The following is a 25,701-nucleotide window of genomic DNA, read 5'->3' as shown; positions in this document are numbered from 1 at the left end:
TTTGTCATATTGAGCGTGAGCGAAGTATTTATGTTTTTTTTAGATTCTAAGTTTTTGTTTTTTTTATAAGGGGGAGAGATTTAAATTTGCAAGTGTGGATTAGTGCTTACGCACGAATGCGAAGTCGGCTCGTAGTCGTGCCACTCGCTCCCCCTTATATATCGTTCGCAATCGTGTCGCTCACCCCTACAACGCTTTTATAGGTTTGCATTTCACGCGATTTAATTTTATGTGGCAAAGTCGTGCCTTGCCACTGCTATAGTTTTAGAATCTACTTGAGATTCTGCGCTAACAGAATCCATAGAATTAATGGTTGCACACAAAGTGTGCAACCATTACTCTCGCCTGCTTTGTGGTGTATAAAATCGGATTCAAGGCGGGCAGAAGTGTCCCTCTGCCGATTTTATGCTAGAAGCAGAATAGCGAGGCTCGCCCCTTGATTGCCGATGTAGTCTCGCAAATCCCATAAGGGTAAAAAGCGGAGACTTTTTCGGGGCTAAGGGGTGAGCGGTATATCTGTAAACGGGAGAGGATAAACCTTTTTTCTTTTTGCGGAAGTGATAGAGAATATTTTTTATATTTGTGAATCTTGATAAGTAGATTCTATTGTTTTAATCCACACTTAGAATTTTTATAAAAAAGGGGAATGAGTGGCAAGATGAGCCGACTTCTCATTCGTGCGTAAGCACTAATCCACACTTGCAAATTTAAATCTCTCCCCCTTATAAAAAAAACAAAAACTTAGAATCACAAAAAAAAATATAGATACTTCGCTGTGGCTCAGTATGACAGAAAAAATAAATAAAAAATCTAAAAGTCAAATATTTCAAGCAAAGACACTTCACCTAACGCTAAAAACGAATATTGCTTCTTTCTATCCTTTTGCCTTGCTTTGATTGTTATATGTTACATTTTGTATCTTATTGATATGTTTAGATTCTAAAAATGATACAAATCGTAGCATATAAGATTCTTTTTTTGTCATTCTACCGCTATGCCACATACGCAAACTACTCTTTTATGAAAAAATACGCTTTTACATTTATTTTCAAAGGATTAGAATGGAAAGTTTTATTGACATTTTTCATAGCATTGTTGATAGCACAAGTGGCTTTCTATACACTTATTGGCTTGTATTTGCACTGATTTTATGTGGTTTATACTTAACTATCCGCACAAGATTCATTCAGCTTCGCTTTCTTAAGGACGCCTTTATGGTGCTAAAAGAAAAAAGCCACGAAAAGCATATCTCGCCATTTGGAGCGTTGATGATTTCTACTGCTTCACGCGTGGGGATTGGCAATATTGTGGGTGTTTCTGTGGCTATCGTCAGCGGTGGCGTGGGAGCTTTATTTTGGATGTGGCTCACTGCCTTAGTGGGTGGGGCAAGTGCATTTGTAGAATCTACTCTCGCTCAAGTATATAAACGAAGTGATGGAGAGCATCGCTACAAAGGCGGTCCAGCTTATTATATAGAAACAGCTCTCAAGTCCCGCGCACTTGGCGTTATCTTTGCTATCTCACTTATTTTGTGCTTTACTTATGGATTCAACGGATTGCAGTCCTATACACTCACTTCCGCATTTGAAATTTTTGTAGGTAGCGAAAGCTTTAATAAAGGCTATTTTACATTTTTTGTAGGCTTTATCCTTGCCGCACTTGTGAGCTTCTTCTTTTTTGGCGGTGGGAAAAGCTCAGCAACCATCTCCACCGTGCTTGTGCCTGTAATGGCATTTGGCTATCTTGTGGTGGCTCTTATTGTCATCGGTATGAATCTTGATAGGCTTCCTGCTATCTTTGGCAATGTTTTACAAGAGGCGTTCAACTTCCAAGCTATCTTTAGTGGTTTCGCAGGAAGTGCCATTGTCATTGGCGTAAAAAGGGGGCTTTTCTCAAATGAAGCCGGTATGGGTTCTGCCCCAAATGCCGCAGCTGCCGCACACACAAGCCACCCCGCCAAACAAGGTATGGTGCAAACACTCTCCGTCTTTATTGATACGCTTATTATTTGCTCGGCAAGTGCGTTTATGGTGCTATGTGCGGATTTAAGCACCTATGCAGACGCAAAAGGTATGGCACTAATGCAAAATGTAATGCAGGGCTATTTTGGCTCTTTTGGTTTGCTTTTTGTGAGTGTGGCTATCGTGCTTTTTGCCTTTACTTCATTGATTGGGAATTATTTTTATGCTGAAGCAAATTTTAAATTCATCACGCACAATAAAACCGCATTACAAATCTTTCGCTTTTCAGCAGTGGCAATGGTCTTTGTAGGCACACAGCTCAATCTCCAGCTCGCTTGGGACTTGGCAGATGTGTTTATGGGCTTTATGGCGAGTATCAATATTGTGGTAATTTTGCTACTTAGCAATATCGCTATAAAAGTGCTAAAAGACTATGAAAAACAACGCAAAGAAGGTAAGAATCCTGTGTTTAAAGCTGCAGATGTTGGTATCCACGATACAGAGTTTTGGAAATAACATTGTATGCTAGATTCACCTAGAATCTAGCTAAAGCTAAATATAGCTTCCCAAATATGATTTAAGATTCTGCGTTACATCGCTCCACTGCCCCATTTTGCTTTGTGTCATACACAGCACATTCTCATACCACGGCGTACTTATACCATTACCCCACCGCCAATCATAGCGTTTATTGAGTAAAACAAGCGTATGTTTCCCCATACTCCCACTTAAATGTGCCACAGCAGTATCAATACTAATGACTAAATCTAGCTCTTTGATAATCTCATAAGTTTGTAAAAAATCATTCATTGGCTTTTGGATAATCCCAAATTTATCTAGATTCTCACAATGTGCCTTATTAATGGAGTAAATCTCAACACCCAGCCTTTGAGCATCTCGCAACGCACTCATCAGCACTTCAAGGGGAATATTCTTATTCGCAGATTCAGGAAAAGCAGAATCTGTGCTAAAGCAAATGCCGATTTTTTTGACCCCATAGGTTTTGATCTTGTGAGTTTCCATTCTAGGCGTATCGCAAAAAGACAAAGATTCTAGCTCTTGCTTATGGGACACACCTAACGCATAGGGCAAAGATAGAAGGGAGATTGCCACATCATATTCTAAGTCCTGTGCAATGCCACAAACACAAGGCATATGAAACTTTTTAAAAAGTGGCAAAAGCGGCTCTTGTATCAGCACAAGCACATTTTTAGCAACCTTTTGCAATAGTGGCACAAAGCGACTAAACATAATAGAATCTCCAAGCCCCTGCTCGTGATAGATAAGCACATTTTTATCACTCAAACACTCGCCCTTTTCCCAAAGCTTTGTAATGCCCTGTGGAAGCATATTTGGGAGCTTTTTACGCTCTTCATAGATTCTAAATCCATTTACTAAATCTAAATGCTTTAATAAAAAATGTGCGTAGTTAATGCAATACTCGCTTTTTTGTGGATTAAGCCCTATGGCTTGTTGATAGAGTGTTTGCGTATCTTGGGGCAGAGCATTTGCGTAATTTAACGCATTAGCATAGTTAAACAAAAAATCACTATCATCTTTGTAGTATTGATAAATGCCACGATACACCTCCAATGCCTCGCTAAAAAGCCCAATTTGCACATAAGTATTAGCCAGATTCACACCCGCATCAAGATAGCCTTTGCTTAAAGCGTTCAAATACAGCTCAATTGCCTCCCCAAAATGCTTCAAGCTCACTTGTGCGTTGGCGAGATTAAACATCGCTCCCAAATCGTTGGGATCAAGCTTAATAGCGATAGTGTAGTGTTTAATGGAGTTTTGTGAATCTTCAATATCAGAATAGGCTTTTGCAAGGTTAAAATGCAAGGTTGGATTATTTTCCATTACCTTTTCTTGCGTTAAAAGTAAGCTAAGTTCAGCAATACTCGCCTGTGGATTCCCACCGCGGCGGTAGGCTTCTGCGAGATTTATCCTATGGCTAAAGTCATTTGGGGCAAAATTTGAGGCTTGGGTAAAGTATTCCACCGCTTTTTCATACATTTCAAGCTTTAGCATAACAATACCTGCCAAACTCCAAATGTCTGCACGCGTGCAATCTATACCTAAAATCTGAATGCAAATATCCATACACTCGTGATATTGGCTTTCCTCATAAAGCCTAAAGGCTGAATGCACGGCTGAAGCGATATTAAAACTTTGTTGAGACATAGGCTACCTTTAGAAATTTTCCAAAGATATGAAGCAAAAAAAATGCCACCCTCTAGCGAGAGTGGCTACCAAAAGCGATTGTCTTGTAGAGCTTCTCTACAAAAATAGAATCTTAGAACACTACACCAAAGATAATAGACATACGCTGATAGTCATTTTTAAAGTCTTTGGACCGCATAGAATCTGTGTTGATTGATGGACCCGGTGTGCGTGAAGAGCTTGTCATCTGCCCCATCACATAGCGTAGCCCTACGCTAAATACATTTGACACTTTCACACCCATACCGATACCATAAGTCAAGCCGTGATAGACATTATCGAGCGAAGTGTCATTTTGTGTATCGCTGATATAGAAATTATCCTTTATACTATGATAGGCATAGCCCACCATACCTTGGATATAAAAATATCTTGCTTGCACCCCCACAATCACAGGCACTTGCACACCCCAACCATTAAAACCTAAATCCGTCATTACCTTTGTCCCACCGGGTAAACCTGTATTTTGTCCGGGCCAAAAAGCATTTGAATTCCCAACGGATTTAACATAAATTGGAGCGGTGATTTCAGTCCCAACATACGGACGCAACCCACTTGCAGACTTAATAGATGTGATATACATAGAATAACCCACATCAGCTGAATGCAGATTCAAATCGCCAAGCATTGAATAAGAATAGCCCAAATGCCCCTCGCTAAAAAGATACCAGCGTTGAACATTCCCAGCCTTATTTGAACCATTGAGAATTGACCCACTTGCAAAATTCCCCAACAACTGCTTTTTGATGTCATTATTGTTTTTAGCTGGAGCAGCAAACACCACACCCCCAGCCAAAGCAAGTAACAAGAAAATTCTTTTTACACGAATCATTTTTAACTCCTTATGTTTGATTCTAAAATGCGTATAATAGCATAATAAGTTGATATCGGCTTAAAAACGCAAAACTTTAAACACTTAATTTCAAGGTGTGATAATGGCGGCTTTAGAAAGATTTGTAGCGTGCAAAATCGTACTATTATGTAATCTCGCATAATATTTCATAAGATTTTTTTGCAAAATGGGTTCAATACTTGGCACAAACCACGCATTATTGCTTGTTACAATTACTAGTCTAGGATTATCCGCATAAAAATCACTATTTGTCCCTTCATAACAAATCGCATTTTTAAACCTAACACCCTTAATGTCAAAATACCCAAACTCACGCCCCGGGCTAAATCCCCCAATGCCTTCAAAAAATACATTCACAATGGGCAGTAAAAATTGTGGCAGACGCTCCCCAAAAGGCACAAGTAGCACTTTATCAAGGAATGTCATCTCACCATTTTCAAACTTATAAGTGCTATTAAAATACAACACTTCACCATTTTCATTTTGCTCTACACGCAACGCCCCAACAATGATGACAATATCCTTACTCATCTGCAGAATCTTATCAAAGTGGGAAAAATATTTAGAATCCAAAGGCACATAAAAGGCACTTTCAGCTAAAACAACAGCTTCATAGCCTTTATTTTTTGCTATCTCTATTTGCTCTATATAGTTTTGAAAAATACTCTCCATTTGCTCCATACGCCAAGTAATATCCTGACTGACTTCACTTTGTATAAGCTTAATTTTTAGCGGAATATGTGGCGGATTTTCACTAAAAGTTTTAGAATCTAGAGCAAAAACAAGACATAAAATCCCTACAATCTTCCACCAACGCTCATATTTGATAGCAACCCACAGCCCAAGCACAATAAGCCCTAAGCTTAATTTATCCACTCCAAAATAGCTAAAAGCAAATGCACTCTCAAGCATAATCCAATCAAACCCAAGGGGTGTAAAAAAGCTTAAAAGCATTATAAAGCCAAACCGCCACAGCAGACATTCACACCATAATCCAACATAAAATACACACGCTATAAGCAAGGCTTCAGCCACCACCACAAGCGGGATAAGCACACTCATATCAAAATATCGTAACCCCAAACTTATCCAATAAAACCACAGCACCCCAACGAAAAATCCCACACTAAAGCGGTGATTTTTAGGTGTGAAAAGCACACTTGCGATACTTAGCAACCCAAAAATAGAAAGCAGAATCTTAGGAGATTCCACATCACAAAGCTCAAAAATCCACTGGATATAAAATGGAGCTACACAAAAACTTGCGAAAATAAAAGAGATAAAAAGCCACATAAAAACTTTTTTGTAGCTTTGTCTATCACGCCAAGAAAAAGGAGTGTAAGGCGTATCAAGCATAGCTTTTATACGCCTAAAAAGATTTGAAACTTGAATATTCAGCATTTAAAATTTTAGTTTTGAAGACTTGAAAACACCATACCCGTTGGATTTGACTTATTTAAAAGTCGTTCCACCATCAATAACAATAGTCTGCCCAGTCAGCCAAGCACTCTGTGTCTCATCACATAGGAAAAACGCTGCACCCGCCAAGTCTTCAGGCGTCCCCATACGATTAAGTGGGGATTGCTCCTCTACCTTTGCCTTAACTTCCGCATAATCAGGGAAAGCTTTAAGTGCATCAGTATCAATAGGACCGCCACTTACAGCATTGACGCGTATGCCCCATTCGCCAAGCTCCGTTGCCGCATACTTTACCATTGTCTCTACCGCATTTTTAGAATTCCCGTGTCCAGCATAATTTGGCATATATACAAGATTTCCCGTTGAACTAAGAGAGACAATCGCCCCTCCACCCACTTCTTTCATTCTTTTTGCCGCTTCTTGTGCACCAACGACAAATGCCAAAACCGTTGCAGTATAAATATTATTTAGCCCCCTAGGTTTTAAACGCATAAATGGTGCAAAGCCACCTGCCACGCTCTTACCATAAATGATCGCATTTGACACAAAAAAGTCAATGCGTGAAAAATCTTCATCAATCTTTTTAAATAACTCAACATACTGCTCTGGCTCAAGCACATTTAAAGGATAGAATCTTGCCTTGATACTAAACTTGGATTCAACATCTTGTGCGATTTTTACCGCCTCTTCCTCATTTTTATTATAGGTAAATGCGATATTCACGCCATTTTGTGCAAATTTATACAAAATCGCTTTACCAATCCCACGCGTAGCACCGCTAATCACAAGCGTTTTGCCCTTCATAAAACTTGTAGTGCAATTTTGATTATTCATTGTTTCACCTCGTATTTTTGTAAGATTTTGTGTATTTTATCCATATTTTCCTTAGAAGGTGCTACTAATGGCAGACGATATTCCAAATTTTTTAATAATCCTGCCAAAAACATCGCCGCTTTTATGGGTATAGGATTACTCTCACAAAACAAAACCTTATTTATTTCATAAAGTTTTGTGTTTATCTCATAGCTTTTTTTCATATCCCCTTGCAATGCGTAATGTGTCAAATCGGCAATTTCTTGTGGCAAAAGGTTGCCTGTAACTGAAATCACACCCCTACCATTATTGGCAAGAATGGGATAATTAATCGCATCTTCACCACTCAAAAGCATAAGCTCTGGCACTTCCGCACCAAATGCCACTACCCTATCCATAAGTCCAGCAGCTTCTTTAATCGCATAAATATTGCTACACTCTTTATGTAATCTCTTTGCTGTCTCTATCTCAAGATTCACGCCCGTGCGAGAAGGCACATTATAAAGCATAACAGGAATCTCCACCGCATTTGCCACAGCTTTATAATGCTGAAATAAACCCTCTTGTGTGGGTTTATTATAATAAGGCGTAACGCATAACGATGCGTCCGCTCCACATTTTTGTGCAAATTGTGAAAGCTCAATGGCTTCACTTGTAGAGTTGCTCCCTGCCCCAGCAAGCACCTTCACCCCACTCCCTTTGCAAACTTCCACCGCAACTTCAATACATTCCATATGTTCCTTATGTGAAAGCGTGGCAGATTCTCCAGTAGTGCCAACAGGCACACAAGCGTCCATTCCATAAGCGATTTGCCGCCTAATCAAAGATTCATAAGTTTCAAAATCTACTCTCCCCTGCTTAAAAGGCGTGATTAACGCACTCATCGCTCCTTGCACCATTGCCTACTCCTTTATCTCTGCCTACTTAGTATCTTTTAAGATTACCACACTCAGTGAATCTTGTGTAAAATATGTATTTGCCACTTCTTTGATTTTTTCAATACTTAAAGTATTGATTTCCCTTTCATACCGCAAAAGTGGGCTAATATCCCCACGCACAAGATAGCTTCCAAATAGTCCTGCTACATCTCCTGCACTCTCCAAGCTATATATAAAACTCGCACGAGTATTGATTTTAACCTTTTCTAGCTCTTCTTGTGAAATCTCGCCTTTTTTCAACATATCTAATATCGTATAAATCTCTTTTTCCACAGATTCTGCACTCACACCCTGCCTTGCTGCGGCAACGATTAAAAACACGCCCTCATCTTTTAAATCCATATTATACGCATACGCACTCGTAGCGATTTGTTGTCTGTCTATAAGCTCGGTTTGAAAGATACTTGACTTCCCGCTGCTTAGAATCTCCCCTATGGCACTTAATGCCACTTGATCCTTGCTTAAATAATTTGGAATCTTATAGCCCATTGTGAGATACTCAACTTGCGAATCTTTTTTCACAATCACGCGTCGTTCTCCATCTTGCTTTGGCTCTTTTGCAACAACTTGCGGAATAGAATCTGTCCTATTTTTCAATGCCCCAAAATGTTTTGTAGCACTCTCAAACACTACATTTGGTTCAATATCCCCACTCACAAGCACTATGGCATTTTGTGGCTGATAATAAGTCTCATAAAATGCCCTAATATCCTCAATTTTCCACGCTTTAATATCCTCCATAAAGCCAATGGGCGTCCAATGATAGGGGTGATATACATAAGCCGTATTAAAAAAGCGAAAATACAAATAGCCCATAGGCGAATTATCCGTCCGCCATAATCGCTCTTCAGCCACAACATTCCTTTCAGGCTGAAACTCACTATCTTCCAACGCAAGATTGCTCATAAGCTCGGCAAATAGCTCTAAAGACTTATCCAGATTCTCCGCACTTGATTTAATAAAATACCGCGTGTAATCAAAGCTCGTAGAAGCATTATTCACCCCGCCAAAGCCTTTCACAATCTCATCAAACTCCCCAGCCCTAAGATTCTTAGTAGATTTAAAGCTTAGATGTTCCAGCATATGGGCTATGCCACTTTTTCCCATACTCTCATTGCGACTGCCGACTTTGTAAAACACATTTGTCTCAATCACGCCACTTTGATTATGCAGGGGGACAACCACAATTTCTAACCCATTTTCAAGCGTTTTTGTGTAATGCTTAGGCAACACACTTTGTGTTGAAAATGCTGAATTTATGCTCGTTACAACACTCATCAAAACTCCTAAAATTAGAATCTTCACTTGCTATGCTCACTCTTTGGGTGAATTTGCTTTAGAATCTTGCTGTGCTTGTGATGCCTCTATTTGCGATGTTGGCAAATCTTTATCCGCTAGATTTTGTGTAGAATCTAGCTTAGATTCTATTGCTTTTGTGCGAGAAGCTTTACCCTTTGTTCCATTTGTAGAATCCGCCTTTTTTGCCCTTGTTTTTTTAGGCTTAGATTCTGTTTTTTTAGATTCTGTCTTTTTGGGGCTTGGTGTTTTTTGGGTAGATTCTGTGTCCTTACTAGAATCTAGCTTTTTCTTTCTTGTTTGTGTTGGCTTTGTCTTAATGACAATTTTAGAATCCTGCTTATCCTGCGTTTTATCTGCATTTGACTTTTTGCGTGTTTTTGGCTTTGTTTTAATATCCTTCCCTAATGCTTCATATAAATGTGTGAATCCATCTGCTTGGAGGCATTGTAACAAGCCTTCATTAATGCTCCTACACAAGCTTGGTCCTTGAAACACAAGCCCACTATACACCTGCACCAAACTCGCCCCTAGCTTAATACGCTCATAAGCCTCCTGTGCGTTATCAATCCCGCCAACAGAGATGAGAGCTATCTTGCCAAAAAAGCTTTCACTTAAGATTCTTAGAATCTCTTTTGATTTTTGCTTTAACGCCACTCCGCTAATGCCGCCACTATCTTGTGGATTCTGCACGAGCGTGTGATCAATAGTCGTATTTGTTGCGATAATCCCACTTGCACCGTTTTTGATACTTATCTCTACAACTTTTAGCATCTCATCTTTATCCATATCTGGCGAGATTTTCAAAAAAAGTGGCTTTTGCGTATGCGTGTGTGCCATAGCAAAAAGCTCCTGCACGAATGAAACATTTTGCAAATCACGCAAGTTCGGCGTATTTGGCGATGAAAGATTGAAAGTGAAGTAATCCCCAACCTCCAAGCAATCAAGTAAAACATTTTCATAGTTTTTCAAAGAATCGCTTTGAGCGATGATTTTATTCTTGCCAATATTTACGCCAAGCGGGATAGTATAGGGGTAAAATGCTTTTAATCTTTTTGAAATAGCAAGTGAGCCTTGATTATTAAAACCCATAGCATTTTGGAGACTTTGCTCTTGTGTGTGGCGAAAGAGACGCGGTTTTGAATTGCCTTCTTGTGGGGCTTGAGTGATTGTGCCAATCTCCAAAAACCCAAATCCAAGAGTGGTAAGCCCCTTTATCATCGTAGCATTTTTATCAAATCCAGCCGCCAAGCCCACAGGATTATAGAATCTCATACCTGCAACTTCAACGCCTAATGCCTTATCCACCACACAATTTTTCCCTGCCACATAGTCCTGCACCAAAGGCAAAGGTAAGACACGCTTAATAAAAGATTCAGCTAGATTGTGAGCTTTTTCAGCATCAAGTTTGAAAAGATAAGGAGAAAGCATTTGATACAAAGACATAAAAACACCCCGAGAAATTAAATTAGAAAGTTAAGTTGTGTATTGTAGCAAAAAAAATAAATCTATTTTAAAATATACTCCACTATCTTATCAATCTCTATAAAATCCATACAATGAGAATCCATTTCACAATAAGGCTTATAGCAAGGCATACAGGCTAGTTTAGCATTAGGATATAAGGCTATGCCTCTATCATAGAGATATATCTCTTCCCCACTTGTTGGACCAAATAGCACCACCACTCTCTTTTTCATAGCCAATGCCAAATGCACACCCAAGCTATCATTACTTACCAGCACATCACACCCAGCAATCCAATCCATATAATCATAAAGATTATTCATTCCTTGCTGCCAACTATATGTAAGCTTAAGCGTATCTAGCCTTTGAGCTAACTGCTCCCATTTATTCTTTCCCATAGCTTTAGTAGGCCATTTACTTCCCACAAAATGATTGAGCCCCACGACAAAATGCTCTTTTGGCTTTGGCACATAGCCTAGAGAATATTCTTGATTACGCCAAGTGCAGCCTACCATTTCCACAATGATTTTCTGCCAAATATCGTGTGCTTTGTTGCCACTTTCTTTATCGCGTATGTAGTTTTTGGCAACAAAACCCTGCATATAAGTATCATATTCTCCACTCTGTGTGTTAAACCGAAAGCCAACTTTCTCCCAAGCCTGTATCATATCAGCTAATGCACAGATTCCGTGAAGTTTCTCAAGATTGACTACCATATCGTATTGCTCTTTCATCAACACAAATGGCACAAACTCATCCCACACAAGCACCCTATCAATATACTTATTCTGTGCCACTAGTGGCAGTGCTTCTTGAGCTACAAGCCAAGTGATATGAGAGTGTGGATATTTCTCTTTAAGTGCCTCTAGCACCACTGAGCAACGCACCACATCACCCAAACTTACAATTTTACTAATCTCAGGATCAAGTGTCTCAGAATAGCCAAGCTTTAAGATTAAAATCTTCACTTGTATTCCTCCAAAAACCAAGGATTTTTTGCTAAAAAGTCCCTGCCGTAAGGATTCTTACATTCTTTTACCGGAAGATAAGTCGCATTAATAGCAAGGTATTTTTCCTGTCTTTTTTTATCCTCATCGCTTTGCGTAAAGCTTCCATCAAGTCGCTCAAACATCTCTTTTGTAAGTTCCAAAATCTCTTCAGGCGTGTTATTGATGATTTCAAGCTCATTTTTTGCATAAAAACCAGAGTGCCAAATACTAAGTTGTGTAGGATCTTCATAATCACAGCCATAATGGCGATCTGCTTTTTGTGTCTCAACAAGCTTGATCCACTCTTGTAAGCCTACCATTTTTCCATTATGTTTATGACGATATATTTTTGGAATTTGAATGGCATTTTTGTAGGGTATATTCCAATAAGCAGGTGTATTTACCCCACAATATGGCGTATCAAAAAGCGAACACACATCGGTAGCCCCAGAAGTAGAAGATGATAGGACAAATTTTGCCCTATACTGCAAATAAATATCCATAAAATCACTTCGCCATTTACTTAGAGGATAGTCAATCACTTTGTCGTGTTTATAGCTCATCGCCTTAGCCACAACCTTACCAAGTCGCACTACAAATCCACCACGAGCTAAAATCTCATCAATGGCTAGATTCAGACTATCTATATCGCTATCTCGATAGTCATTATGTAACCAAGTATTTGTTCTGTCGCCATTTTCATCGTAGCCACCATAGTGCTTATCCAAATATGCACTATCTCTTGCAAAAACGCAGACAAACCAATCATTTTTGCCTATACCCATTTCCTCCAAGATTCTATCGCCATCTTGTTTCTCAGAATCTGTAAAATAAAAACTGCTCTTTGTGTTGAGATATATGTCATATTCATTGCCCTCATATGGCAACTCAAAAGCAAGGCGTGTCGTTATTTTAAATGGTAAAACATCTAAAAATTTTGCATAGAATACGCTGTGTCCATAAAATGCATCTGCATGTAAAAATAAAGGCAAGGTATCTAAAAATCTTGCTAGAAATGGCTGTTTGTCATAAGTGATAATCTCAATTATATCTCCCCATCGCTCAAGCAAAAAATCATTTGAGATAGGATAAGGCACAATAAAAATGATCTTTTCCTTTTTGTGCTTATGTACTCTAGTAAATAAATCCGTATTAAGTGCCAAATGCCCAATCCTACAAGAGATAAGTGTTGTTACTCTCGTGGGCTGCTTAAGATTCAAAACCCACATATACAGCCCCGCAAACGGAAATAGTATAAGCTTAACTATAAATGTTGCATAACCCATACATCTCGAAATCCCTTCATGCAATAACCTATACACCGAAGTTGGTAGTATCGCCTTTACTAAATCCTTACACTTTTTAAACATTTTCTTACTCCTTATTATTTTTATATTTCACTTATCTAGCCCTGCTTCAACACAAAGCCAATTCCCACGCCCAAAGGTAAAAGCACAGGAAAAGCCTTATCCTTAACACGCACAGATTCTAAAAACCTTAACACACCCTGTCCCTTTTGTGTGGTAGGCACATCGTTTAAAATATCGCCTTGAAACAGCCCATCATCTACCATTAAGATTCCACCCACACGCAAGAAATCCCATAAAATCTCAAAATAATCCGCATAATGCTCCTTATTCCCATCTAAGAAAATAAAATCAAAGGAAGCAGGTAAAGCTACCCCCCCCCCCGCACTATGGAGCGAAGTTTGCAATATCTCAAATGCATCACCCTCAAGCAATGTGATATTTTTCACACCATTTTTCTCAAAATTTTTCCTAGCAATCTTGGCAAACCTGTCATACTTCTCAATACTCCACACACGCCCATCTTCACCAATAGAGCTAGCCATACTCATCGTAGAAGCCCCCACAAAAGTGCCAATCTCTAGCACATTTTTAGCTTTAATACTCTGCAACATAAGTTGCTGAAATCTCCTTACGATAGGATCTGCTCCCATATACTGCTGTCCGGGAAACTCCTCTGGAAATTCCAAAGAAAACTCTTCAATCTCATCACATCTAGAATACTTATGACATCGCTCAAAGATTCTCTTGTTTGTCTCATCTTCACTCGCCTCATAATAATCCAAAATATGATGTGACACCATTCTATCGTGCATTTCAATTTTGTTTAACATTGTGTTCTCCTTTGTTTTTTACTCCTATACACCACCTGTAAGTGTATAGATAGCCCCATTGCAGAGGGGATTATTCATTACAATCAATGAAGCGACAAACTCTCCTATCTCAATAGGATAGGCAAATCTCCCAAGCGGTTGCTCTGCCTTTCTTTGCTCTACATATTGCGGATTTAGTTTTGCTTTATCCTGCCACACTTCACTTTCAATGATACCGGGCATCACGGCAAAAATACGCACATTATCCTTTGCATAAAATCTTGCACTGCTTTTGACATAGGCATTTATCGCCGCCTTTGCGGCAACATAGCCGGGTGCTCCACTGCCATCAATAGCTGCATTTGAACTGATATGACAGATAATACCGCCTTTAGCCTCTGCAAATATGGGGAGTAATATTTCATTCACACGCACACTTATCCCCATATTAAATTCCATACTTTTTCTCCAGCTCTCATAGCTTAAGGCTTGATTATCACAGGCTAATCTCCCTCCAATGTTATGCACAATAACATTAGGAGTATCCTTTAGTAAATACTCTTTTAATTTTTCAAACTCACTCATCACATCAAGGGCTAAAATCTTAAATCCATACTTTTCTTGCAAAACCTTAAGTGTTTTTTCACAACGAGCCACAAGCGTAATATCACACGCATTCACCCCCCCCCCCCCCACTATGTAAAGCCTTAGCTATCTCTAAGCCAATCCCTCTGCTTCCACCAAGTATAAGCACCTTTAGCATTTTGAGATTTATCTGCATTATGACAATCCCACACATTCCACATAAGGATAGCTATTCTGCATTCGTTGGGTAAGTGTATCACCCAAAGGAATGATGCATTTCACATCTTTATAAGCATTTTTAAATCTCTCTTGTGGTGTCATAATAGGCTTATCCAAATGCGTTTTGCCAACCTTGCGTTCATCTTCATCAATAAAACACTCTAGCCTATCGCCCAAAATCCCCCCTATCAAAGTGCTGCGGTTTGTTGTGCCAAAGACACTCAAAGCAGAATCTTCACTTTTGAGATTCTCTAAAACTTGAATATGAGAAAGTAAGCTAGGGATTGAAAGTTTGCATTGAGCCTTTTTACCCACTATGGTAATCTGCCTATCAATCTGCATTTGTGGAATATATACATCAAATCCACAGCTCTCCAGCAACGCCCTTAGCGTAAATGGCGAAAAGTGATGGCAATGATCATAAGTAAAAATATCCCACTTATCTTGGCTCACATCAGGCACTTGAATGAGTAGCACACCATTTTCACTAAGCAATGTCTTTAATCGCAGCAAAATCTCCCTCACATTTATAATATGCTCCAAACAATGAATAAGGCTAATGCAATCAAAACGCTCATTAATAGAATCTAGCTCATCATAAAACGCCACAAACTGCGGAAGATTCTCAAAAATATGCTTATTATGGCTACTCACATCATATGCATATAACGAGCTTTTTGGATAGGCTTGGGATAAGCTATTTAGCATTGCCCCCCCCCCCGCACCATAATCAAGCACTTTCATCTCCTGTGATAAAAAACAAGAGCAGTTTTCTATCACTCTCCTGCTAATGCTTTTTGCACCATCATCGCCAAATTTTACCTGCTCCACATAAGGCAGAATAGAATCTATTTGATAGTTTTTATAAATATGAGATAGCACAGATTCTTTTGGGAATTTCTGTATATGTGTGCAGTCTTTACAAACATATACTTCAATATCTTCATTAACAATCGCATTTTCACTACTCACACTGAACCCATAGCTTGAGTGATATACACTTATTATCTCGCCACCACAAAGCAAACATTTTTGAGATTCCACACTCATATCCTATTCTCCTCTATCCTTTTTACAAAGCTCACATATTGCTGTCCCCTACCCCACGCATTTTTAAAAGTAGGCATAGACGCAATAGATTCTGCATTGAGTTCTGCCACACCATCAGCATAATCTCGCAAAAGCCCCACACATTCATTCACACTTTGTGTAAAAAACTCACCCAAATCTTCATTTTCAGCAATAATAGAATCTAAAATATCACATATCTTTTTTACACTCTCCACACTCTCACTCTCCCTATAAGCCTTAATAAGCTCTCTCAAAGCACTTAATCGCTCTAAAAGCAAAGTATTCTTCCTATCCTCACGCCAGAAGAATCCAAACTCCGTGCAAAGCAAAATATGTCTAAACCGCTCAAAAGATTCTAAAATAACCTCCCCATAAGAGTAGCTCATATCCTTATACCAGCTCAAATTCCCAATCATATTAGGCGAACTTCCTAGCACTTCCAAAGTGGCAGGATTGATAGAGATTTTTTCTTGCACAGAAGGAGAAGACCCCCCCCCCCGCAACAGAGGCAAACTCTTCTACACAACCTTGAATACTCAAAGGCTTAACATCAGCAGCAGGATTTAAAATATTATCAATTACCCAATCCGCAATAGGACGCGAAGCAAAGCCCAAAGTCTGCAGATGTGAGACAAAAGCCTTGCTTAACATTTCTACTTTTTGTTTAAACTCACTCACCCTACGCACAAGCACAAGCCCTAAAATCCTACGCAAATCTTCTAAGAAAAATGAAAACTCACATTGCGTTGTTACAACAATCCCAGCGTCCTTTTTCGCATAACGCCAAAGCTGTGTGATAATGCCCTTTCTTTGCTTTTTATCCACCCAAGGTAAAAAGCCCTCTGCAATAATAAAGTCATATCTTTCCGCACTATCATAAGATTCTATGGTGCAAGGGTGAATCTTATACTGCTCTTGTGGAATCTTATACTCCGTAAAAAGCTTTATCATCTGCTCTCTTCCCGCAGCATTAGGCTCTACAATATCAACAATCGCTCCAAGCTTTAAAAACAAAAGCGTGTTGTATCCACTCCCCGCTCCCACTTCAAGCATTCTAGCCCCTCTAAAAGCAAAAGGGTGGATATTCACAAGTTCATACAATCGTTTGCGTCTTGCTAAATGCCTTTCAAAATCGCTAATATCCTGACTCACAGGCGAGATATGATGCTCGCCATAAAACTTCAAAAATTCATTCATTGTTTGCTCCTTTATGTAGATTTGATATAGATTGAAGAGATGATGGAGTATAAAGTGGAATATACATCACATCTTTTGGCAAAACATTCCTACATTTACCTAAAATATTCTCCTCATTTTCCTTATAAGTCCCAAGTAGCACAAGCCCCACGCTTTTAGCTTCTACTTGTGAGAGCATATCAAAGCCTATAATCTCCTTGCCACAATCTGGCAAAATATAGCCCTGCTTTTGCCTCTCATCATCAATAACATAATCCACATACTTTTTAGCATAGAGATTAATAAAATCTATCATACTATGCCCCCCCCCCCATAAGCTAAAATGCTTCTATTTTGTGCCTTGATACTTTGCATAATTGATAGAAGAGAATCTAGTCTTTTTGTGGCTATGTGTGAAAAGCCCAGAGCCGCTTGTGTATAAGGGGCAAAATGAGAAGTAAAGTCCATAGATTCTATATTTTTAGAATCTCCACTTTCACGCACCCTAGCAAAGCACACCAAGCTCTCCCCACTAAACTCATATTCTCTACTTTCCATAATAGAAAATCCATATTTTTCAAGTGTATATATCAAATGTGCGGGAGTAAAGTAGTTTAAATGCTCTTCCCAAAAAATGCTTATATCGCCAGATTCTATGGCGTTTTGACAATTTGGCACTTCAATCATCACAACACTTTGCTTATGGCAAAGCTTCTTTATCCCCTCTAAAAATGAAGCCAAATCCTCTATATGCTCAAAAACGTGGCGAGAATAAATCACATCAAAGCTTCCATATTGAGAGCAAAGAGAATCTGCTAAAGAGAGATTGAAAAAATCATTTATAACATTAAGCCCCCTATCTTTTGCGAGAGTATAGACATCTTTTGAAGGCTCAATGCCCACTGCCACCTCACTTGCCAACGCACTTTGTAACTCATACAAAAACGCTCCATCATTACAGCCTAGCTCACATATCTTACTACCACTTGGAGCTAACTCACATAGCCGTGCTAGAAGGCTTTTTGCGTGTGGGTGGAGCTTCCACGAAGTGGGAAAAAGATAATTTGCATAAAGCACCTTAGCACTCAAAGGCTCACTGATTTGTAAGAATCCACATTGCTCGCACACATTTAAACGCATATCCCACTGGTAATATTGCTCTTGCTTTTGTTTAAAAAGCTGCTTACTTGGCGTATGCCCTAGCATCTCCCACACGCATTTTAGATTCTGCCCTTCGCACACTCTACATTTCATATCCATAGCTCCCTACACAAATCCCAAATGCTCTTTATCTGCATTCAAATATTCTAAAATAACCTTATTTTTATTATCACTCACGCAGTGATGATTACATACCTTACTAGGATTAATCTTAAAAAACGCCTCCTTATTCTCTGCCCACCATTGTTTAAAGCTAATATCCTTTAAACTCCCAAGCAACGCCTCTTCAATGTTATACGCCTTATCCTGACAAGGATAAATCCCCAAATCCGCCCCTATAACCATAAGCATTTGAGAATAAGGACACCAAGTATATGACTTTTCAAAACTCTCAAGCTGATAATGATAAGAATCATAGATCTCTAGCCTAGAGCCAAAATCCGCCTGAGCACGAGCCACCTGCTCTTTTACCTCATTATAAATTTTCGCGTGATAGGCGTTTGTCGCCTCACTCTCATTACTTGTAATCGTAGGCGAGATTTTAAGAGAATCCACACCAATTTCACTTAGAATCTTACTCATCGCATAGATAGCGTGATAATTTTCCTGCCCTACAATAAAGCTCACCCCAAGATAGCATTTCCCGCCAATTTTCTTAAACGCCTCCATATTAGTAATAATCTTATCAAACTCGCCCTTACCTGTTGAGCGGAATTTTTGATAACTTTCATTATCATATCCATCCATACTCACTCTAACCCAAGTGCCGTATTTTGCAAAAAGCTCTGCCACTTCCCCTTTGAGCCTAGCACCATTTGTCAAAGTCGCAAAGGCAATGGGCGTCTCCACGAGCTTACGCAGCGTTTGAGGCATATATTTATACACAAGCGGTTCGCCCCCACCACTAAAAGTAATCGCCTTTACACCCATTTCCGCACAATCATCAATAATCTCAAGCATTTTAGATTCAGGGATAAAATCACGCTCCACCATATCTTTGCCTAACTGCATATTAGAATCCTTATACGCACAAAACCAGCAGTCGTGATTGCAGACATTTGTGGGTTTGATTCGCACATGTAGCGGGGGGGGGGGCAGTAACTAATTCTCGTGGGAGAGAATCTATCTTATCCTTAAAATGAAACATTTTGTATTGTGTATAAAGCAATCCCATTATTTTTCTCCTTTTTTATCACTTTTTTTTAAAAATAAATAAATTCATAATCCCCGCTATACCCAAACTCGCCAAAAAGCCAAATCCATTCATCAGGACGGAAAAAACTCTCACAAGTCAAAGCCCAACATTCCAAATTAAACAATTCTTGATTATTACGATACCCCTCTACCATTACAAACTTTTCTTTTCCCACGCGTTGCATTTCTTGCAAAGCGGTTTTGAGATGAAAAATAGGCAGATTATGCAAAGTGCCAAGCGATAAAATAAGATCAAATTCATTATCACCAAAAGGCAAAATATCCTTTGCATCATAGACAAAAAGACTATCTTTAATCTCCTCTTTCGCATTAGCAATGGCATAAGAAGATATATCTAGTCCCACCACTCTTGCTTTAGGCAAAAGCTTTTTTAACTCATAGAGTAAAAATCCTTTTCCACAGCCTATATCAAGGATTGAAGCATTCTCTTTAAGATTATATGTAGAGATTAACGCATCTGCTATGGCTTTTTGCCGTCCATCATAGGCATAGCCCCCATAGCCATACCGCCTATCTCCGTCCCAAAAGTCTTTATCAAACTTTTTGGCAATCTCCATACACTCCACTTTAGAATCCATCATTCGCCCCAAGCAATCTCTTTGCGTGGCTTTATGTAATGAAGTAAAAATATCTCTCATCTTTCCCATATTTTTCTCCCTACGCAACCTTAAGCGGCGTTCTCAAATAAAGTTGATATGCTGCGGGGGGGGGGGGGTGATAGTAGAATTTGGAGCAGATTCCAAGCTCATCTCGCCTTTTTTGAGTTTATCTAAAATCTCATTGCTCTTATGCTGAAGACATAAGCTCCCGCACATACTTCTTGCGTCAAATGCAGAGCTACCCAAAGTCCCCATAACTTCCCAATATCTCTCACTTGCCACAATATCCTTAAAACGCGTTTGCGTGATATTGCCAATATGAAATTTAGAATATTTCTCATTAAAGAGCATTCCACAAGGTGCAACAAGCCCAGTGCCGGAAATCTGCAAATGCAAAGGTGGTCCATAGCATTTAGAATAGCTGCGATTTGCCCCACTTCCAGAAGTGATTTTGCTCCATTTTGCTTTCACAAGATAGTCTTTCGTGCTATAACTCTCCGCCTCTCTTAACAAATCAAAGCACTCCTTATACGCGTCATAATCCACGCCCAAAGCCCCAGATTCATCATCGCTACAATGTTTAATCACAACATAATCTACGCCTAGCTCTTTACCAAGCTTTGCCAAAGGCACAATTTGATCAGAATCCTGAGGCATAAGCACCATTTGCATACCAAGCGTTACTGAAAGATTTCGCTCTTTTTTGATTCTCACAGCTTCTTTGATATTTTCACATACCTTTTCAAAATGTGCGGGAGTAACGCCCATAATCTCCGCATATCTCTGTGCTTCGCCACCAGAAAAATTAAATCGCAAATATGTCAAATGAGGTAAAATCTCATAGAGCGGTTTAGAATCTAGCACATAACCATTGCTCGCCATAGCCACATCAATGCCATTTTGCTTAATATAGGCAATAACTTCCTTGTAGATGGGATTTGCTGTGCTTTCTCCATCGCTTACCAAAGAGATTGCCTTTACACCCATTTCCGCACAATCATCAACAAAGTCTTTCATCACCTGCATCGTGATTCTATGCGGTTTATTGCGTTGAAGCTGTGCATAGCAAAACTTACAGCTATACTGGCAAGCTTGAGTTAAAGCCATATCTATGGTAATAGGTGCTACCCTTCCTCCATTAAACCACTTTGCTACTCTATCCTTGTGCCACAGCACCTTTGATGCGTCTAAAATAATTTCAGCCATTTTTACTCCTTTGATTTAAGATTAAATGTATTTAAAAATCCAAATGTTCCTACTAAAAACTATCTCCTGCACGGATATAGCCACCACCATTAAGCAAAAACTCCGCTCCACTTGTAAGCATATTTTTAGATTCACAAAGTGAAACTACAAAAGATGCCACCTCTTCTGGCGTGCCAAACTCACCTCTAGCCAAATGAGCTTTGCGTATATGATAGGCTTGTGTATGAGACTTTTTTTCCCAAGCACTCCCTTTAAAATTAATAATGCCGGGCATTACACTTTGAAAGACAATCCCATCTCTAGCGTAGAATCTAGCACTACTTTTGACATAGGCATTGATAGCCGCTTTTGCGGCAACATAGCCCGGCGGAGAGTAGCCATCAAGCACACAATCTGATGAAATATGAATGATATGTCCATCACGCTCAGTCTGCATATAAGGGATATAGGCTTCATTTAACGCCACACTTACGCCAAGATTAAGCTGAATAGATTCTATAAGGGCTTCTTGCGATAGGGGCTGTCTATCATTATATGCGTGTCCGCCAAGAGAGTGGATAATGACATTTGGCACAAGTTTGTGTATCTGCAAAAAGTGAGTAAATGCTTTTAAACTCCCATTTTCAAGCAAATCACACGCATATACAAAACAAGACTTTGGATATTGCAAACCTATCTCTTTAAGCTTAGATTCACTTCTTGCTACAAGCACACACACTATCCCCTTTTGTAAGAATCTATAAGCGATAGCCCTGCCTATACCCTTACTTGCACCGGTTATAAGTGCTATCTTAGACATACTTTCTTCTCGCATACGCAACGCCAAATACCACAGAATCTGCCCTTGCCACATTAGATAATGCCAAAAGAGCATAAAAAGATAAAAGTTCATCTTGTGAATCTTCATTTCTTCTCTTTCTCTTTTTATTTACTGCGGGGGGGGGGTGAAGATAGAATCTTATCTCTAATTCCCTCACAGGAAAGCCCAAAATGTGCTCTTCCATATTCTTGATTCCCAATGAGATGGATATAGTCATTTTCTAAACCAATCACCTGCACTTCCCTATTTACTCTCTCTTTTGCCAATCTCTCTTTGAGTAATGTTCCTAGCCCTCCATAGCTATAATGCTCCTCTATCACAACAATGCGTTTATAGCTACCAAGCAGCTCTATAATCTGTGAATTCATAGAATTAATAAAAGGCATACTTACAACACTTGCGTTCAGCTCATCTGCTACTTTTAGCACTTCACTTATGATACTGCTATATGTAACAAGCACCATATCGCTATGAGATTTTCTTAGAATCTGTGCTTGTGTTACATCATCTAAAGGTTTTGTATGAAAAATAGGCTCTCCCGCTTTTGGAATCCTTATGTAGCTTGGATTTAAAGAAGTATAAGCATACTCAAAACACGCCTTTGCCTCTAAGGCATCACAAGGAGAAAAAATATTAAGATGAGGCAAACTTGAAGCTAAAAGTATATCTTCTACCGCATAGTGCGTCATACCACTTGGCATATAGGTAAGCCCACTACCCGTGCCGATAAGTATAACAGGCAATCCTTGATAGCAAATATCATTTCGCACCTGCTCATAAGGACGCATAATGACAAATGGAGCGATATTGTAATACACCACCTTTTTGCCACACATCGCCATACCCGCTGCCATTCCCACACATAAAGCTTCATTAATGCCCGGATTCACATATTGATGTGGATACTCTTGTTGATAAGTATCCCATACGCCAAGCCCCGCATCGCCTGTGATAAGGAAAAAATCTTTATCCACACTCGCTTTTTGTGTGATAGATTCGGCAATAGCATTTCTCATTGCAGCTCCTTTAGGGCATTATGATACACTTCATCACTCACAAGGTAATAATGCCACTCTAATTTATTCTCCATAAATCCCACACCCTTACCTTTTGTCGTATCACAAATCAACACAAGGGGCTTGTGTGTTTGGCTTAGGCAATGTGTCATTATGCTTTCTTTCATCATCTCCATATTATGTCCATCTACCCTTTTGCATTCCCAGCCAAATGCACTCCATTTTTGTTCCAATGGCTCATAGGAAAGCAGCTCACTTGCTCTACCATAGCCTTGTAAATCATTCCTATCAATAAGCACCATAAGATGACTAAGATTCTGTTTTGGGGCAAACATTGCCGCTTCCCACACGCTCCCCTCTTGCACCTCGCCATCTCCCATAAGCACCACAACCTTGCGTTGCTTACCTTGCGCGTTTTTTTGCCCCCTTATACTCATAGCCATACCCACAGCAATAGGCAACCCGTGTCCTAGGCTACCTGCTGACATTTCAATATATGGACTACTTGTTTTATCCGTATGTGCTGGGAGTGTGCCTCCATTGCTATAATAGCCCTCTATCTGCTCCTTACTCATATAGCCATAATGATATAAACTCGCATATAAAGCCATAGCAGAATGTGCTTTAGATAAAAGAAAAATATCTCTGTTTTTAAAGTCCACTTCATTTGCATAAGGCAGATAAAGTATCTCTCCATAAATCAAACTTAATATATCCGCGCAAGAAAGTGCAGAGCCGATATGCGGACTTTTTGCACGATTAGCAATACCAAGAATCTGCTTTCTTATCTCAAGTGCCGCATTACGCATACGCCACCTCCACAGACAAACCCACAGATAAATCCGCAAATGAATTAATGTAGGCAAACTCATTTGCAGCACGAAGTGCTGCGGATTTTTTGCGTTGTTACATACCCTAGCATTATATGCTCCTGATATACAGCCCCCCCCCCCCCCGGATGAAAGATTTTTAGCAGAAAAATACCGCTCTAACGCCATTTTTACGCCATTTTCATCTAAAGATACAATTTGAAGTTGTGGCAGTATCTCCATTAATTTTATATCATCACTATCCATACAATGACTCCTTCCCAATGCTTTAAAATAATTATCCGCACCCACACCTATTATAATCACGCCCAAGTAATGCTCACACACATCATATCGTATCTGCTCATAAGCCCTCATACTCAAAAATGGAATCTGCGCATACACAACAGGCTTTAATCCGCTAAGATACATACCCGCTGCCATTCCCACCATAGCTTGCTCGGCAATGCCGACATTAAACACGCGATATGAAAAATGCTCAAAATAAGAATCAAGCACAGCAAAGCCCATATCACCAACAAGCAAGACCATTTTTTCATCATTAGCAAAATACGGATACAAGGCGTCCATAATCTGCTTTTTATTTGCTAGAGTTTGGGGGCTACTGATTGTGGCATTTTGTTTAGCATTTGTGGGAGTGTGAGCCTCAATCCAAGTGGGAGTGGAAGTCTGTGTAGTGTGGCTTTTCTCCTGCTGAGCGATACTTGCCCTACTTATATCCATTGCCTTATCTTGCCATACAAAGCCATCTTGCAAAGGGCAGCGATAGTGATATTTCGCATTAGATTCTATCATTGCTACACCCTTGCCCTTAATCGTGCGTGCAACGATAATACTTAAGCCTTTAGCATCGTCAAAAAAATGTCTATAAGCCTCTCTCAAAGCATTTTCATTATGCCCATCAATATCATAAAAACACTCTTCATCTACATACGCCCTTAAGACGCGTGAAAGCGTATCATTTGGAAGCCCAATATGCTCAAGCCTATCCATCGCACTCAAATCATTTGCATCAATGATGATAAGTAAATTATCAAGCTTAAAGCGATATGCAGATGCCAAGGCTTCAAAGTTACTTCCCTCCTGCATTTCGCCATCGCCTATGATACACACGACTTTATTATTTTTTCCCTGCATTTTAAGGCTTTGAGCCATACCCACAGCAATAGGCAATCCGTGTCCCAAAGAACCCGTTGAAGCTTCAAGCATAAACTCGGGCGTATAGCTTACGCAGCCCTTTAACACACTAGATTCTGCACTAAAAGAATGAAACACATCATCAGGTATAAATCCCAAAGCATTTAAGATCACATAATACGCATAACAGCCGTGTCCTTTTGAAAACACAAGTCTATCACGCGATGAATCTTGTGGATTTTCCACATTAAAATGCAAAAATTCCCTAAAAAGTGTCGTTAAAATTTCCACACTGGATAATGATGGGGCTAAATGTCCAGCATTATGCCTACAAGAAAATGCTATACTCTCTTCACGCACAAATTGCGAAGTAAGTTTCTCTTTTTTAATCATAACTCTTTTGCTCCCACACATAAAGCTAATAAATAATGTGCCATAGGATAAAAACCTGTATGCACCACTTCATCATTCATACTAAAGACAAAACAATGATGAAAATACTTTTGACAAAACTTTTTCAACTCATCTCCATTTTTACAATTAATATGTTCAAGTTTGCTCATTCTACTTGCATAGACTTGACTT

General features: G+C 39.4%; 25 protein-coding genes and 1 pseudogene. 1 reads left to right on the top strand and 25 read right to left on the bottom strand.

Features of this window, described 5'->3' with window-relative positions; genetic code table 11:
* Positions 1-874 precede the first annotated feature (874 nt).
* The gene (locus HCN_RS12365) at positions 875-1,009 is read right to left on the bottom strand and encodes a hypothetical protein (protein WP_268257956.1); all 135 of its coding nucleotides are present in this window, start codon (positions 1,007-1,009) and stop codon (positions 875-877) included.
* Positions 1,010-1,061: 52 nt separating this feature from the next.
* Here HCN_RS12365 and HCN_RS03975 point away from each other — a divergent pair, with 52 nt between their 5' ends.
* Complete coding sequence (locus HCN_RS03975) at positions 1,062-2,477, top strand: alanine/glycine:cation symporter family protein (RefSeq protein ID WP_014666622.1); 1,416 nt, start codon at positions 1,062-1,064, stop codon at positions 2,475-2,477.
* 36 nt (positions 2,478-2,513) lie between these two features.
* On the opposite strand, the gene HCN_RS03970 is transcribed toward HCN_RS03975, so the two are convergent.
* From HCN_RS03970 to HCN_RS12360, 24 genes and pseudogenes are all read right to left on the bottom strand, one after another.
* The gene (locus tag HCN_RS03970; RefSeq protein ID WP_014666621.1) at positions 2,514-4,148 is read right to left on the bottom strand and encodes a tetratricopeptide repeat protein; all 1,635 of its coding nucleotides are present in this window, start codon (positions 4,146-4,148) and stop codon (positions 2,514-2,516) included.
* Between the two features lie 112 nt (positions 4,149-4,260).
* Positions 4,261-5,019 carry a hypothetical protein gene (locus tag HCN_RS03965; protein ID WP_014666620.1) on the bottom strand — a complete coding sequence of 253 codons (759 nt, stop codon included), beginning with the start codon at positions 5,017-5,019 and terminating at the stop codon, positions 4,261-4,263.
* Positions 5,020-5,109: 90 nt separating this feature from the next.
* The gene (locus HCN_RS03960; RefSeq protein WP_014666619.1) at positions 5,110-6,396 is read right to left on the bottom strand and encodes an apolipoprotein N-acyltransferase; all 1,287 of its coding nucleotides are present in this window, start codon (positions 6,394-6,396) and stop codon (positions 5,110-5,112) included.
* 96 nt (positions 6,397-6,492) lie between these two features.
* Entirely contained in the window at positions 6,493-7,263 is a 771-nt protein-coding gene (locus HCN_RS03955; RefSeq protein ID WP_372449648.1) for an enoyl-ACP reductase, read from the bottom strand.
* A gap of 26 nt (positions 7,264-7,289) precedes the next feature.
* Positions 7,290-8,171 carry a 4-hydroxy-tetrahydrodipicolinate synthase gene (gene dapA / locus HCN_RS03950; RefSeq protein ID WP_002956877.1) on the bottom strand — a complete coding sequence of 294 codons (882 nt, stop codon included), beginning with the start codon at positions 8,169-8,171 and terminating at the stop codon, positions 7,290-7,292.
* 21 nt (positions 8,172-8,192) lie between these two features.
* Positions 8,193-9,488, bottom strand: coding sequence for a M16 family metallopeptidase (locus HCN_RS03945; RefSeq protein ID WP_014666618.1), 1,296 nt, complete (start codon positions 9,486-9,488; stop codon positions 8,193-8,195).
* A gap of 408 nt (positions 9,489-9,896) precedes the next feature.
* Positions 9,897-10,952, bottom strand: a pseudogene (locus HCN_RS03940) (quinone-dependent dihydroorotate dehydrogenase); the annotation flags it as partial.
* 62 nt (positions 10,953-11,014) lie between these two features.
* Positions 11,015-11,941 (bottom strand): glycosyltransferase family 9 protein, encoded by a 927-nt coding sequence (locus HCN_RS03935; protein ID WP_014666616.1) that lies wholly within the window; start codon positions 11,939-11,941, stop codon positions 11,015-11,017.
* A complete protein-coding gene (locus HCN_RS03930; RefSeq protein WP_231997607.1) occupies positions 11,938-13,248 on the bottom strand; it encodes a TIGR04372 family glycosyltransferase in 1,311 nt (436 codons plus the stop codon). Before HCN_RS03930 ends, HCN_RS03935 begins: the two co-directional genes overlap by 4 nt.
* Before the next feature lie 119 nt (positions 13,249-13,367).
* Positions 13,368-14,102 (bottom strand): O-methyltransferase, encoded by a 735-nt coding sequence (locus tag HCN_RS03925; RefSeq protein WP_014666614.1) that lies wholly within the window; start codon positions 14,100-14,102, stop codon positions 13,368-13,370.
* A gap of 24 nt (positions 14,103-14,126) precedes the next feature.
* Complete coding sequence (locus HCN_RS03920; RefSeq protein WP_002956883.1) at positions 14,127-14,777, bottom strand: SDR family oxidoreductase; 651 nt, start codon at positions 14,775-14,777, stop codon at positions 14,127-14,129.
* Positions 14,749-14,862, bottom strand: coding sequence for an SDR family oxidoreductase (locus HCN_RS11540; protein WP_148271589.1), 114 nt, complete (start codon positions 14,860-14,862; stop codon positions 14,749-14,751). Before HCN_RS11540 ends, HCN_RS03920 begins: the two co-directional genes overlap by 29 nt.
* Positions 14,862-15,935 carry a class I SAM-dependent methyltransferase gene (locus HCN_RS03915; RefSeq protein ID WP_002956884.1) on the bottom strand — a complete coding sequence of 358 codons (1,074 nt, stop codon included), beginning with the start codon at positions 15,933-15,935 and terminating at the stop codon, positions 14,862-14,864. Before HCN_RS03915 ends, HCN_RS11540 begins: the two co-directional genes overlap by 1 nt.
* Positions 15,932-16,432, bottom strand: a complete 501-nt coding sequence (locus tag HCN_RS11895; RefSeq protein WP_232086494.1) for a hypothetical protein — start codon at positions 16,430-16,432, stop codon at positions 15,932-15,934. The genes HCN_RS03915 and HCN_RS11895 overlap by 4 nt, the downstream gene beginning before the upstream one ends.
* The gene (locus HCN_RS11890; RefSeq protein ID WP_014666612.1) at positions 16,374-17,153 is read right to left on the bottom strand and encodes a class I SAM-dependent methyltransferase; all 780 of its coding nucleotides are present in this window, start codon (positions 17,151-17,153) and stop codon (positions 16,374-16,376) included. The genes HCN_RS11895 and HCN_RS11890 overlap by 59 nt, the downstream gene beginning before the upstream one ends.
* Positions 17,146-17,448, bottom strand: coding sequence for a hypothetical protein (locus HCN_RS03905; protein WP_014666611.1), 303 nt, complete (start codon positions 17,446-17,448; stop codon positions 17,146-17,148). Before HCN_RS03905 ends, HCN_RS11890 begins: the two co-directional genes overlap by 8 nt.
* On the bottom strand, positions 17,445-18,386 hold the full coding sequence (locus tag HCN_RS03900) for a methyltransferase domain-containing protein (protein ID WP_014666610.1): 942 nt from the start codon (positions 18,384-18,386) through the stop codon (positions 17,445-17,447). The genes HCN_RS03905 and HCN_RS03900 overlap by 4 nt, the downstream gene beginning before the upstream one ends.
* Before the next feature lie 12 nt (positions 18,387-18,398).
* Positions 18,399-19,304, bottom strand: coding sequence for a radical SAM protein (locus tag HCN_RS03895; protein ID WP_014666609.1), 906 nt, complete (start codon positions 19,302-19,304; stop codon positions 18,399-18,401).
* Between the two features lie 191 nt (positions 19,305-19,495).
* A complete protein-coding gene (locus HCN_RS03890) occupies positions 19,496-20,155 on the bottom strand; it encodes a class I SAM-dependent methyltransferase (RefSeq protein WP_002956888.1) in 660 nt (219 codons plus the stop codon).
* A gap of 33 nt (positions 20,156-20,188) precedes the next feature.
* A complete protein-coding gene (locus tag HCN_RS03885; RefSeq protein WP_014666607.1) occupies positions 20,189-21,313 on the bottom strand; it encodes a radical SAM protein in 1,125 nt (374 codons plus the stop codon).
* A gap of 52 nt (positions 21,314-21,365) precedes the next feature.
* A complete protein-coding gene (locus HCN_RS03880) occupies positions 21,366-22,220 on the bottom strand; it encodes an SDR family oxidoreductase (RefSeq protein WP_015453546.1) in 855 nt (284 codons plus the stop codon).
* A 17-nt stretch (positions 22,221-22,237) separates the two neighbouring features.
* Positions 22,238-23,149: a transketolase family protein gene (locus tag HCN_RS03875; protein WP_002956891.1), complete on the bottom strand. Its 912-nt coding sequence runs from the start codon at positions 23,147-23,149 to the stop codon at positions 22,238-22,240.
* The gene (locus HCN_RS10940; protein ID WP_014666605.1) at positions 23,146-25,509 is read right to left on the bottom strand and encodes a 1-deoxy-D-xylulose-5-phosphate synthase N-terminal domain-containing protein; all 2,364 of its coding nucleotides are present in this window, start codon (positions 25,507-25,509) and stop codon (positions 23,146-23,148) included. Before HCN_RS10940 ends, HCN_RS03875 begins: the two co-directional genes overlap by 4 nt.
* Positions 25,506-25,637: a hypothetical protein gene (locus HCN_RS12360; RefSeq protein WP_268898872.1), complete on the bottom strand. Its 132-nt coding sequence runs from the start codon at positions 25,635-25,637 to the stop codon at positions 25,506-25,508. Before HCN_RS12360 ends, HCN_RS10940 begins: the two co-directional genes overlap by 4 nt.
* Positions 25,638-25,701: the final 64 nt, after the last annotated feature.

It is taken from the genome of Helicobacter cinaedi PAGU611 (assembly GCF_000284635.1).
GTDB lineage: Bacteria > Campylobacterota > Campylobacteria > Campylobacterales > Helicobacteraceae > Helicobacter_C > Helicobacter_C cinaedi.
This window is presented reverse-complemented; position numbering and strand designations above follow the sequence as displayed.